10 protein-coding genes are annotated in these 12,867 nt (G+C 32.1%); 3 read left to right on the top strand and 7 right to left on the bottom strand.

The genetic code is table 11. The annotated features are described in order from the left end of the window. Nucleotides 1–4 precede the first annotated feature (4 nt). On the bottom strand, nt 5–685 hold the full coding sequence (locus tag AB3K27_RS09990) for a TetR/AcrR family transcriptional regulator (RefSeq protein WP_368491036.1): 681 nt from the start codon (nt 683–685) through the stop codon (nt 5–7). A gap of 616 nt (nt 686–1,301) precedes the next feature. Between AB3K27_RS09990 and AB3K27_RS09985 the strand changes: the two genes are divergently transcribed. Further along, the gene (locus tag AB3K27_RS09985) at nt 1,302–1,700 is read left to right on the top strand and encodes a hypothetical protein (protein ID WP_368491035.1); all 399 of its coding nucleotides are present in this window, start codon (nt 1,302–1,304) and stop codon (nt 1,698–1,700) included. A 167-nt stretch (nt 1,701–1,867) separates the two neighbouring features. Beyond that, the gene (locus AB3K27_RS09980) at nt 1,868–2,131 is read left to right on the top strand and encodes a hypothetical protein (RefSeq protein WP_368491034.1); all 264 of its coding nucleotides are present in this window, start codon (nt 1,868–1,870) and stop codon (nt 2,129–2,131) included. A gap of 184 nt (nt 2,132–2,315) precedes the next feature. Here the strand turns inward: AB3K27_RS09980 and AB3K27_RS09975 are convergent, their stop codons facing one another. Beyond that, nucleotides 2,316–2,579: a hypothetical protein gene (locus AB3K27_RS09975; RefSeq protein ID WP_368491033.1), complete on the bottom strand. Its 264-nt coding sequence runs from the start codon at nt 2,577–2,579 to the stop codon at nt 2,316–2,318. 270 nt (nt 2,580–2,849) lie between these two features. On the opposite strand from AB3K27_RS09975, the gene AB3K27_RS09970 reads away from it, so the two are divergent. After that, entirely contained in the window at nt 2,850–4,121 is a 1,272-nt protein-coding gene (locus AB3K27_RS09970) for an IS110 family transposase (protein WP_368488380.1), read from the top strand. Nucleotides 4,122–4,207: 86 nt separating this feature from the next. On the opposite strand, the gene AB3K27_RS09965 is transcribed toward AB3K27_RS09970, so the two are convergent. Genes AB3K27_RS09965 through AB3K27_RS09945 form a run of 5 tightly spaced genes read right to left on the bottom strand, consistent with a single transcriptional unit; the run spans nt 4,208 to nt 12,841 of the window. Continuing rightward, a complete protein-coding gene (locus AB3K27_RS09965; protein WP_368491032.1) occupies nt 4,208–5,038 on the bottom strand; it encodes a hypothetical protein in 831 nt (276 codons plus the stop codon). A 1-nt stretch (nt 5,039) separates the two neighbouring features. Beyond that, complete coding sequence (locus AB3K27_RS09960) at nt 5,040–6,317, bottom strand: hypothetical protein (RefSeq protein ID WP_368491031.1); 1,278 nt, start codon at nt 6,315–6,317, stop codon at nt 5,040–5,042. Between the two features lie 50 nt (nt 6,318–6,367). Next, on the bottom strand, nt 6,368–7,015 hold the full coding sequence (locus AB3K27_RS09955; RefSeq protein ID WP_368491030.1) for a hypothetical protein: 648 nt from the start codon (nt 7,013–7,015) through the stop codon (nt 6,368–6,370). 30 nt (nt 7,016–7,045) lie between these two features. After that, on the bottom strand, nt 7,046–9,379 hold the full coding sequence (locus tag AB3K27_RS09950) for a hypothetical protein (protein ID WP_368491029.1): 2,334 nt from the start codon (nt 9,377–9,379) through the stop codon (nt 7,046–7,048). 51 nt (nt 9,380–9,430) lie between these two features. Next, on the bottom strand, nt 9,431–12,841 hold the full coding sequence (locus AB3K27_RS09945; RefSeq protein ID WP_368491028.1) for a tubulin-like doman-containing protein: 3,411 nt from the start codon (nt 12,839–12,841) through the stop codon (nt 9,431–9,433). Between the last annotated feature and the right edge of the window lie 26 nt (nt 12,842–12,867).

Here is a 12,867-nt window from a genome sequence, read left to right as displayed (position 1 = left end):
CCTTTTATCGATATAAGATTTTGCGAAGAATCTGCAGATACTCGTCAAGCTCTTTTAGCATCTCCTCAGAATGCGCCTTGTAGGCGTCAACATCGTCGCCATACCGGAACAAGCTGTCGATGTAGCCATGCATCGTCCACATAATGATGTTTTGTGCCTTTTCACTGTCAATATCATCCTTGAACAGCATATTGTCATGATTGGATCTTTGGCGGACCAACTGCACCGCAATAAAGGGCGACGATTGCGGCAAATCTCCCGGAAGCCCTTCCGGAAAAACATCCTTCACTGCTGAGTCAGAGTAGGTTTTCACCAGAAACCCAAACATAAGCGGGTAACGAAAGAACATCTCTAGTTTCTGTTTTGACACAATCCTGATATTTTCAAGAAAGTCACTGCTTTCTAAAATAACCTTTCTATACTCCATAATAATAATGTCCAGTGAATACTTAATGAGAAACAGGAAAAGCCCCCTTTTCGAGCCAAAATAATGAAATATTAATCCCTTAGATATACCCGCCTTCTTGGCTATTTCATCTAAATTTGCCAGATGGTATCCTTTATTGAATTCTCTAAATGCTGCTGCGATAACCCGTTCACGTTTTTCTTCTTCCATAGTTATAATTTTATGGTCTTTGATTTTATATTCACATATAAATTCGGCATCGTCTTTCTTCCTCGCCATTAATATAACCTCCAACCTCATATTCTATTGACTTAAAAGTCAATATATCTATTTCAGTATAGCATCCGTTGACTCTGAAGTCAATAGCGCATACAAAAAATTACTTGTTGGAGAGCCTCCCCAAACCCTGCAACTTCAGGCCAACTTGGCCCGAAATTCACGATAAAGATGCTAAAAGCAGAGCCGCCTGTAATAAACGTTACTGCTCCTAACGTGGCAAGTAGGACAGCGGCAGCCGTACATATCCATTCAGAAACACAGAAAATGGAATACAGAGATGCGACAGTGATGCTCAACGCAATAATGAACGGTATCGCAAGATTTTTAGTATGACCTTCATAATAGCAACCCCTTTCTTGGCTTGGTTCTGCCTATATTTTACCATTCGTGAAAGGGAACGACAATATTGTCAAGACTTTGCGAATCTTGTCTCGGCACTTTGAGCCAACATGGAGGTATTGACAAAGTCTATAAAACATTTTCTGATTGAATATTGTCTAATAATTATTCGTTCTACTCAAAAGTCAATAATTCTGATATAATATTTACAATAGATAATTATGATTATAATGCGTGTAGGTGTGGCAAATTTATATGTTGTGAGGAGTTTGAGTTTATGGATGATTCCACGAAGATAGATATGGAGGAAGCACTCCGAGTTATAGCTTCAATGATTGAGCGGAGTGAGAAAGCACAAGAAAAATTTGCACAAGGTACTTCCCAGTACACGTTGCAAAGGAACAGGAGCAAAGCGCTTTATGCAGCCTCGTCATTAATAATAAATGAATTAGCAGAGAATGATGTAACAGATAAATTTACGAAAGAAGACTTGGAAAAAGCGCTTGCACCAATAGCTTCACTGATTAGCAAGAGTGAGAAAGCCCAGAAAAAATTAAAGCAAGGCACTTGGCAGCATACGATGCTTAGGGATAATCTCAAAGCACTATATATAGCTTCACCATTGTTAACAAAGGCATTGAGCGAAATGAATGCCAGAAAAGAGCAAACAGAATAATATATCGGTAGTATAAGTATAATGCTCAAATGGTGGTATTATCCATATAATATAATTTGTTAGCAAAGAAGCAAGGTATGCGTCTTACTTCTTTGCATAAACATTCACTAATATTCATTGGCTTTTGAGAATAAAGTAGGGGTGTTTACTACAAAGTTTTTTCATTTTTGAACAGGGAATATCTCAAGGATTTTTATCACTCTACCGAGCCAATATTATGGAATAACTATCTAGTGTTTGCTGTTGACGGAAGTAAAGCAGAAGTCCCAAATTCTGATGAAAACAGAGCATTTTTAGGAGAATGTGGTAATAATCATTCCAAAGGTGAGGTAAGAACTTTAGTAAGTAGCATATTTGATGTATTTAATCATTTCTTTTTAAATTTGCAAATAGACTTTATTAAAACATATGAAGCGGCACTCCCTGACTGACCTACACTAATTGTATGTTCTGATACTTATAACATTATTTGATTTATTACTTCCACACACCTTCCTTTCAAGAAGATATATTAACTATATACTTAATTTTATATACTTAATTTAAAATTAGTTCTTGATAATTCTTGCTCAAATTACTATCTCCTCTCATTTACCCAAAATAACTTTTTAAATTTTACTTATTCTTTAAAAAAGCAAAAATTTTTTTAAAAGTACCCTTAAAAGAGAAATTACTATTTTTATTTACTAAAGGCATTGTAGAATTTTCCAAAGGTACCTCTTTTTCCTCCTGAATGGGTTCTTTAAAAAATCCATCATATTCACATATATTTAATCTATCTTCTAAAAGAGCACTATCCACCATAGAAAAAATTTTTTTTAATTTCTCTATATTTTCAATGTTATCCATAATAACATTCATTCCTTTCGCTGTGCTCAAGGCACAAAAATTAATGAAAGAGTGATTAAAATTACCAATTACTGTGAATAATATAGACAAGTATACAGGTGTACTACAGAGCACGGCGGGGTGAGTGTGATTGCACTTCACTGTAATCCGTATAATAACATGTGCCGATTACTCTTTTAAGTACAAATAAGTGTGCCCTAGGGCACGTAAGTTAATCTTTGTTTAAACAAAGACCGTTTAAAAGTATGAGTATTCAGTCAACACCTGTGTACTTTATTTTTTTATTTGTAGGTGATATAAATGTTAAAAATCGTTTATTCTATTTGTTGCGGTATTGATGTTCACAAAAAATTTGTAGTTGCAACTGTAACATCAACCAATGAGAATAACATCACTACCTATGCAACCAAACAATTCAGTACTTACTCAAAGAATCTTTTCCATTTAAAAGAGTGGTTATCTGAGCATAACTGTAAAGAAGTTTGTATGGAAAGCACCGGAAAGTACTGGATACCTATCTATAACATACTTGAAGATTCCTGTAATATTACTCTGGCTAACCCAAAGTACGTTAAAAACATTCCCGGCAAAAAAACTGATAAAAAAGATTCTCTATGGCTTGCAGACTTACATAAGCATGGATTAGTTAAAGGAAGTTTTATTCCTCCAAAGGCCATAAGAGAACTACGAGACCTTATGCGCTATCGCTTTAAACTTACAAATTTCCGTTCAAGTGAGAAAAACAGATTCCAAAATTCATTAACAGTTTCAAATATCATGATTTCAAGCGTAGTATCAGATACCTTTGGTAAATCATCATCAGCTATAATTAAATATGCCATGGAGCATCCTGATAAATTAGATATAGACTATACTCAATTTCTACACAAGAGTATGTTATCTAAGGCTGACGAAATTAAGATTGCTATGCAAGGAAGCATCTCTAAAAATCAAACAGCAAAGATGTCTGTATGCTTGAATCATTATGATTATATTAACAATTGTATTTCTCAACTTGATACTGCCATTTCATTAATTTCAAGTGAATTTAAGTCACAAATTGAGCTTATTGCTTCTGCCCCTGGGATAACTACACAATCTGCTACAACTATAATTTCTGAAATTGGAGTGGATATGTCAGTCTTTCCAGATGCTAAACATCTGTGTTCTTGGGCAGGTCTTACACCACAAAATAATGAAAGTGCTGGCAAAAAGAAAAGTGTTCGTATAAGCCGTGCCGGAGCTTATTTAAAGCCAATACTTATTCAGTGTGCTAATGCAGCAATAAAAAACAAGTCCTGCCCATACTTTAAATATCGTTATGAAAGTATAAAGAAAAGACGTGGGCACAAAAGAGCAATTATTGCTATAGCAAGAATGCTTTTAACCTGTATTTATAATATGCTTTTAAAAAATGAAGCCTTTGATAATTCTATTTATGAAAAATATCTAAAAAGAGAAAACACTTCTCGACATTTTCAACCTGATATAGATAGAATTATTTTATTTCTTCAAGCTCAAGGCTTTGAAGTAACAAAAGTAAGTCAAGAGATATCACCGAAAATAAGTTGATTTTTAATTATAAATAATATAAGTCTCTTTTTTTGACCTCATTTTAATAGGTCTTTTTGTCATGTTCAAAAACACCTGAATTTCTTTCAAGTTAACTCTATAAATTCATGTTTTTCATGGTCAATATCATCTAAATAAAAATCTTCCTTTGAAAGATCAAATATATAACCTGCCTTTATTTCTGTAGAAAGTCTCTTTATACTTCCCCTGGCCAAAAATATAATATTTATTGGATCTTTTATCTTAGGTTCTTTCATATAAGTTATAAAGCCTAAATTTCTCCTTACTTCAAAGGGAAGTACCCTATATAGATATTTAAGTATTCCCTTTGAAGTAGAATTTATATGGCTGTAATCCACATCCAGTACAATATATATTTTTCTGCAGTATTTAACTGACTTAAAACAAGCTTTAATTAAATCCTCAAATACTTCCCTATTCATATTGACTGCAGAAAACATGTCTTCTATAGAATTGAAGCAGTCATCCTGACTATTTAGTGGAATTTTACTTATCTGCTCCAGGGTGTTTCCTTCTTCTATATCATAATCCTTTACAAATCCTGAAGCATATATTATTTTTTCGGGGTTTTCTATATAATTTTCTCTTTCTTCTTCTGGAATTATATAACTGTGGGTAAAATAACGATTTCTCTGCCCTGTATAGTCTTTTCCCCCAAAGGCAGATACACCAATTATCATTTTATTTCCTGTATTTGCACAAAACAGTGCCACAGGGTATTTAAGTATGTCCTCTTCTCCTGCAAGCTGAGCAGGAGCTTCATAAAAACATAAATTCTGAAGAGTGTTTATTATAAATTCATTTTCAAGTCCAGAACTTTTAGCTACAGTATCATAGCCTGGGGTCTTACTGAAAACTCCTTTTCTATCCCTTGTGTAATAATGTTGTTCAATCATTTTACTCTCTTCCCCCATCTAAATAATTCATGCAGTAAAGCAGCCACAAAAAAGGTTCATCCACTCTCACGGGATTTATACTTGTACTGCTGTCTATTTGAAGGTTATGAGGATTACATCCCAAAGATGATACTGCAAAGTATCCTGTAGTTTTAAAATATGTATCCATAGCTCCTTTGAAAGCACTGTCTACCCTGGCTAAAAATTTTCTCACTTCACCGTCAATATTTTCAAATTCATTTAAATTAAAAAACTTTCTGTGGTTGTAATTTTTAAATATATTACTGTTTTTACTTATGTATTCTTCATCATTTAAATTTTTCAGCATATCACTTTTAGTTATCACTACCGCCGTAGGTATAGGGGTTCTCTCTCTTGACTGCTTAGATATAAAATTTTCAAATAAATATACAATTATATCTTTTGATTCTTGATATTTTTCTGTAAAATCTCCTTTAAATTCCCTGTTTGCAATATTTATCTTTTTTCTTAGAGCCCTCATCTGCAGGGGATCTACAAGAAATATTATACCGTCGGAATTCTTTATATGTTCTCCGTGTTTTTCTATATACCCCTTGTCCGTCATACCCTCTCCAGGTACGTCATAAAAAATGAGGGTAATTGGTGGTATTTTATCATCTTTAAATTTAAAATTTTCTATAAGTGGTTCCATATGCTGTTTTGGGGTAGGGTCCGGCATTATATTTCTGTCAAAAATTCTTTCCTGATTTTCTCTTATTTCATCGTTATATGTGGAACTTCCTGCAATTATGGAAGCACCTATTCTTTCACAGGTATATCTTTCAAGAACATATAAAAGAGTTGTCATGTATACAGATTTTCCTGCCTGGGAAGCCCCTACAACGGAAATAATTTTAGAAGGTCCTCTTCCCGAGGTTATGGGAAGCTCATTGTGACAGTGGGGACACAGCCTTTCATTAGTACTTATATCGTACTTATCCTTAATTTCTATAAGCACTTTATCCACCCTTGTTTTACTGCTCTCTGGAAGACTTTCTGCCCTGACTACAGGGTTTATTTCTCCAAGCAGCCCTTTTCCTATCTTTTTATTGTATTCATTAAGCACTTCATCTACTGTTTTTTCATATTCAGGATCTCCCTTTTCAAAGTGAGAGGCCCTAAAAATCACCTGATCAGTTTTAAACTTTTTAAAACAAAAAGGACATTTTATCATAAAAGGCCCCTTTTCATAAGTTGCTTTTATATAATCATTATTTTGTTTTTTTCTGTTTCCAGAAAAAATTTTTAAAAAGCCCATAAACCCTGCTCCTTTCCTGCAAAGAAAATTAAACTTGCCAGATATTATTTTTACTTTCCTTTTAAAGTATAGGCACTGCCATATTTATCTGTATCTTTTATAAAAACTTTTACATACTCATTTTTTCCCACCCTTATCTTTGGCATAACATTTTTTCCTGCAGAAATATTGTCAATAAAATCAAAAGCTATACCATCTTCTTTATTAAGTGGATAAAAATTTAACTTTTTCACATAGCATAACACATCTTTATTTAAAGCTGCTTCTGAATCTATAATAATCTGTAATATTTTTTCCTTGGAAAAAAAACTTCTCAAAGGTTTTATCTGCCTTATTTCATAATAAATTTTAGGTTTTCCCGTGTTTATCAATACTTTGTTTTTGCCATTTTCCTGTTTTAAAAGCAAGATCTCATCTTCTTTTTCAACTGCAGGAAAAATATAATATGTATATTGGCTTATTTCTCTTACAGCTTCACAGTATCCATTAAATTCTCTATATTCCTCCCTAGTATATAATTTAACATTATTTTTATCTATATTATCTAGAGAAAAATTATCCAGGGTATTTGTTTTTACTATATACACTATATCAATATCTTTGGGCCATCTCCATCTTATAGTAAATTTATCCCTATCCAGTTCCCAACTTATATTGTATATTTCATCTTTATTATCTAAAAGTTCAACTATTTTCATAACATTACCTTCCTTTAGATGATTCAAAATCTAAATTATATGAGGCAATAGGTTTATATCAATACCATGAAGCAGGTATCCCTTTTTCAGACAATAATCATAAAATTCAATAGAAGATTTTATATAAATAATATCCTTTGCCCCGAATCCTCCCATTAGATTTAATTTTTCAATACCGCTGCTTTTTATTTCATGTATATATCCTATTTTATAGTTTCTCGTTTTTCTGTCAAAATCAAAAGCATATTTTATAAAATCACTGCTGTAATCTCCAAAAAAATATTTCTCCTGGTACATCTTTACGTCATAATTCATAATATGGCTTTTAAGGGCAGAATTATCCTCAAGCATATTGTAAAGTTTACGGTAAAGTTCCTCCCTGGAAAGTACCTTTAGATTATAGTCGGAAAGACTAATATTGGTTCTTTTATTGAACTCTTCTTCAAAGGATTGGTTAAATTCATCTTGTGTTAAAATATATTTATTGCAAAACAGTATCATTTTTTCAAGTATTTTTTCCTTTCCTTCCCTTAATCCTATTGAAATATTTCCTATATAGTTATCTTCCAGATAAAAAGCTTCACCATAATTTTTTTCAAGATCATCCAAAATATTATTTACCACATTTTTATAATAAGCTTTTACATTTTGTGCTGCATAGTCATCTTCACCTTTTATTGTTTTGTCTTCATATTTATTAATTACTTCTCCAATGCAGGTAAGCTTTCCCATTTCTTCTAAAAGCTGATTATGGATTTCCAGTAAAATACATTCATATTGTTTAAGAATTTTTTTTGAAATACTTAACTTTAAAATTTCAAGCTTTCTAGGATATATTTCCTTAAATATTTTTTTCTTTGCTTCCTTTAATCCTTTACTTTTGACAAAAATATTTTTAAGGCTGAAACCTTCTATAAATCTTGATTCATATAGGTTATTGACTTCATTTTTTATGTTATTTATAAGCATATCCATAGAGTTTATTTTATCTCTTAAATATTTTACTGTCTCTCCTTCTTCCCCTGTCCACTTTAAAGCACAGTATAATCCTAACTTAGTGTTATCTATTATATTTTTCTTTACTAAAGCTTTAATCTGTGCCTCAAAATTTATGGCTTCCAGATTATTTTCCGAAGGCTTTATAAAATTTTCCTTAAAAAAATTTTTACATCTATCTCTATACAACTTTTCTTCAATTTGTTTTAAAGTAAATCTTTCCAGTCTTGAAATAGGTGACATCATAATGCCTTTCATATCCATTACAGATATGTGCTTTGGTAAAATATTATCCACTGTTAGATTTAAACCTGACTCGTCTATTTTTAAGATTTCAGTTATAAATTCCACTTTTTTTATAGAGAATTCATTCAATTTATCTATAATTCTTTCGTAAAAAGCCTTAAGTACTGTTATACAAATGGCACCTCCTGGTCTCCTCACTTTAGAAAGCCCTGCGGTAACATATCTGTTTATAAAACCTTCCCTTAATATATTTGCTTTGAACCTTGCATTATCGTAATGCTGATTTTCCGTATTTGCAAAACTATCAATATTTATACTTTTATTTTTTATAAGGTTAATATAGGATATTATTTCGTAATTATTGACCATGGAGCTCTCTGGTATTATGCCCTTTTCATTTTTTTCTTCCAGGACGTAGGTCATATAAAATACAGCTCCCTTAAAACTTACAGAAAGCTCCCTACCCTCTCCGTACACATCTATTTTTTCATTAAAATTAAAATTATCACTTTGCATATATTCTACTTCCCTAAAAAAGCTTACCGAAACTGCCCTGGAAAAAAATTCATCTTCCATATTTTTTTCCCTTATGAGAATATAAAGATCTAAAGTACCTGTCTTAAATACTTCCATCATCTTTTTTCTTATAAGCAAAGTTATTTCTGGAACTATTATATTAAAAGGATCATCTGAAGCAGTAATTACAGAAATACTTATATTTTCAAAAGAATTAAACAAACTTCCATTGGATAGTATTTTATCTCTTGCCATTGTTATTTTTTTATTTAAATATTCCAGATTTTCCTTATCATTATAAAATTTTTCTCTGATATTTTTTCTCAAACACTTTTTATCTTCAAGATCAAATTCAAATTGAAAATTAAAGGAGTTGTCTTTATCCTCTACATTATCTACAGTAATATTTATAAAGGCTATACCTTCTCCATTGTCCCATTGTTGCCTTATACTGCTTTCTATATGTTCATATGCTTCTTTGACGCCTTCTCCCAAAAATACAAAAAGTATAGGATTATTTACACTCCTTCCTCCTTTACCATGATAAATTCTTCTGTGAATTACTGAATCATATTCTTCCTTGAAACTCTTCAACATATGCTCCATAAAAATTCCTCCTAAGGAAATGGAAGGCAAGGCCTAACCTTACCTTCAAAACTATTGTTCCAATTGTTTTCTTACTTCCTGCAGCCTTGAAAGTATTTCATTGTAGAAAGCAAAAAGTTCATCTCCATTTACCAGTTGATATTTTCTGATATCCAATTCCCGAACACAATCTTTAAAAGTTTCTAGGAGAGTATCTATATTTAAAATAAGAGTTTTAGTATTCTCCTCCATTGAAAGATTTTCAAGCCTTCTATCAGAGGTTACATCTATAATTACCTTATCTCTTTCATCTAGTGAAACATATTTTCTAAATATAGCTTCATGCTGATATTCCTTTTGTTTTAAAGTGTTTATAAAAGGTTCTATACTTACTTTACTCTCTTCTCCTCCATTGTAAACATAAAATACCCCCTTTTTCGCTATAGTATCTGTATATAAAGCCCTTATAAAATTATCCATATCTGCTTGAGACTTGCTTAAATTTTCTATTATATTACAAAGCTCCTCTTTCTTAGCCAGAATTGTTTCATATTTTTCTACTTCTCCTCTTAAAAGTTTGGTAAGTTCAGGAGTTCTTATAAGATTATTTTGTGCCTTTTCCTCATCACTGCTTTCAAATATATAATATTTCTGCATATCATGGTTTTCCACAGGGGTAATTCCCTCTTCCAAAAGTTTTTCAATATCCGATATTGCCCTTTTTATTTCCCCTACATTAGGTTTATCTTCCTGCATATCAATACTGTACTGATTCATAAATTCATCAATATTAAACTTTTTTGTAATAATACATTTATATCTTTCATTGCTTCCTTTTTCCGTATCTACTATACATCCAAGTTCCATTGCCCTTTTAAAAAGGCCTCTTACCTCCTCATTATAGTTCTTTACCCTTTCATTTACATAAGTTGTACCCCAGGACTGCTCTGGAATAGGTGAAGGGAGATATATCCAGTTTTTATTTTCACTTTGATATAAGTGTCTTCCTATTCCATCTCTTTCAAATAGTGTTTTTTCATAAATTTCTTCATAATGCTTTATAGGGGCATAGGAATAAAGAGGTACTCCATTTTTGGTGTTAAGCCAGAATATCCTGTTAGTCACTGTACTTTTTTTAATATTAATAGAATCACCCTTATGGGAATTTCTCTTATACTCTTTAATTCCCTCAAGAATCTTTTTGGCGTTTGTAGGTACTGAAACCATGCTCCATGTAGGAAAATTCAAAGCTTCCATATTATTTATATGGAAAATAGGAACTGCATCCTTATCAAGTTTTGGTGCTATTTTATCCTTTATTATGCTGATAATTGATTTATCTTCTCCATATTCAAGAGATAAAAATTCCTCCATGGACTGGGTTATTACACTTCCGTACTCTTCAGAGACAAAATTTGAAATTGAGCCCACCACATCTATGTGAACCTCATCCAGCCACTTCTGGGATTCTTCCAAAAGTTTATAGGAGAATTTTCTCACCAGTTCATCTGCAGTTTCCTTGTTTACAACCCTCTCTATATAGTCTGTTAAATCCGGCACCCTAACTACCGTCCAGGAATAAGTCCTTCCAAGAGCCCCTTCTATTTCTTCACCTTTTGCCAGTATATCCCCGTCTTCTTTAAATATTTTATTTAATTCATTTAATATATCTGTATATACCTTGTATATTCTATTATTTAATTGGCTTAAATTTTCAATTACTTTTTCATAGAACTCTATCATTCTTATGATTCTTTCTTCTTCTGCTTTTAATATATACTCCTCACTTTTTGCTTCTATGAAATCATTTTTTCTACCCTCTTTGGTGAACAAAATTGCTTTTTTAGCCTGTATAAATTTATCCTCAGCTAGTTCCTTTTTTAACTTTATTTCCCGGGATATATTAGACAATCTTTCCTTAAGGAATGTAATTTCTACCTCCAATGTCTTTATAACACAAAAGCCTTTGGAAAATAAAATTCTAGATGCATAAAAAGGTCCTCTTTTTGGATCTTTAAAAATTCCATCTACCAATTCCCGTACTTCTTTTTGAATTTGTCCTGGATATTGAACTTTCACTTTATTATATTCATTTATACAGTCTCTTAAATATTCTTTCATTTCCTCATCAATATTAACTGATTGTTTTTTTATTACATTGCTATAGTTGTATTTTTCTCTATCTTTGTACCCTGTTATTGGCTTCCTGTTTTGAACCTGCTCTTCAAATCTTTCAATTACACCATCCTCGTCCAGATTAAGCCTTTTTATAAACTTATCCACTTCATTTTCCTCTGGAATATTATGAAATATATACTGCATTTTTTCAAAAAGTTTATAGGCAAGATATGTAGTTATTTCTTCCAGAGGCAGTACTGCAGAAGATGCTCCTATAATTACATATTTGTAGTTTGACATATAGGGCTTTGCCATGTTATCAGTATTTTGTTTTAAATTACTTATATAATCCTGTATTGCAAATACTCCACCGGATTCCCTTACTTCACTGGACATGAAATTAACAATATTTTCCGCTGTAACATTCATACAGTAATCATAGGCATTACTCATGGGTCTTCCATCTATATTGGTGGCAGAAATCAAATGACACAAATTAAAAGGGGGCATTGGTGAATCTACAGTAAGTCTGTTTCTGTATTTCTGTGTGAATCTCTCGTGTCTGTCTCCTATACCCATGAGATAATCCAACTCTTTAAGTGCTGCAAAACCATTTTTTATAATATAGGATTGTGAAGACTGATTATCCGCAGACCTCGACAAATTTACATCAGGAGTAAATAAATATCCCATTATATTTACCTTGTCATCACCTTTTGAGCCATATATATTATTCATTATTCCCCTTACTATATAGGCTATATCTATAAAAGTACCACTGCCAGTTCCCCCTGAAAGTCCGGAAAGTATAAATACATGAAGAGTTTCTTCTTTGTCTTCCTGCAGTAATCTTATTTTCTTTTCAATACAGTCAACAATTTCATTGATTTTTGTAAATAGTAAAAGTCTTCCTACCTGTCTTACCCCTCCTGCACCATCGGTACCACTTTCAGAAGACAGCTCCGGTGACAGCCACTCCTTTATACAGTCATCCAATATTTTACGATCTTTTAAAATAGATCTTATTTCTGCATTTGACAGCATGACCAATTCACTTTGAGGGTCAAGTCCCACCCCCCCATTTCCAGGATATCTTTTATTCTTTTCTCCCTGGTTGGTTTCAAAGCCTAAAAATTCTACTTTTTTGGGCTTATCTTTTCTTGTATTTGAAATAGTATCCTCCTCCAGGATAAATCTTTTGTTGATTTGATATTTCAATCTAAGCATTGCATCTATGCCAGTTCCTCCAAGTCCTATTATAAGCATGGGATTTGGTATGGTTTCTATACGTATTTTATCGCTTATAATTCCTCCTCCCCTGCTTACTTCAAGGTCTTGAAGATGTTCTCTAATTCTACTGTTCATAATTTATCTTCCCTTCATATAAGTTT

The organism is Clostridium sp. BJN0013 (assembly GCF_040939125.1).
Classification (GTDB): domain Bacteria; phylum Bacillota; class Clostridia; order Clostridiales; family Clostridiaceae; genus Clostridium_B.
Note: the sequence above shows the minus strand (reverse complement) of the source record. Positions and strands in the feature narration are given on the sequence as shown.

Excerpts from the sequence above, each read along its gene's own strand:
- AB3K27_RS09990 (WP_368491036.1), bottom strand. The coding sequence starts at position 685 with ATGGCGAGGAAGAAAGACGATGCCGAATTTATATGTGAATATAAAATC.
- AB3K27_RS09985 (WP_368491035.1), top strand. The coding sequence starts at position 1,302 with ATGGATGATTCCACGAAGATAGATATGGAGGAAGCACTCCGAGTTATA.
- AB3K27_RS09970 (WP_368488380.1), top strand. The coding sequence starts at position 2,850 with ATGTTAAAAATCGTTTATTCTATTTGTTGCGGTATTGATGTTCACAAA.
- AB3K27_RS09965 (WP_368491032.1), bottom strand. The coding sequence starts at position 5,038 with ATGATTGAACAACATTATTACACAAGGGATAGAAAAGGAGTTTTCAGT.
- AB3K27_RS09960 (WP_368491031.1), bottom strand. The coding sequence starts at position 6,317 with ATGGGCTTTTTAAAAATTTTTTCTGGAAACAGAAAAAAACAAAATAAT.
- AB3K27_RS09955 (WP_368491030.1), bottom strand. The coding sequence starts at position 7,015 with ATGAAAATAGTTGAACTTTTAGATAATAAAGATGAAATATACAATATA.
- AB3K27_RS09950 (WP_368491029.1), bottom strand. The coding sequence starts at position 9,379 with ATGGAGCATATGTTGAAGAGTTTCAAGGAAGAATATGATTCAGTAATT.
- AB3K27_RS09945 (WP_368491028.1), bottom strand. The coding sequence starts at position 12,841 with ATGAACAGTAGAATTAGAGAACATCTTCAAGACCTTGAAGTAAGCAGG.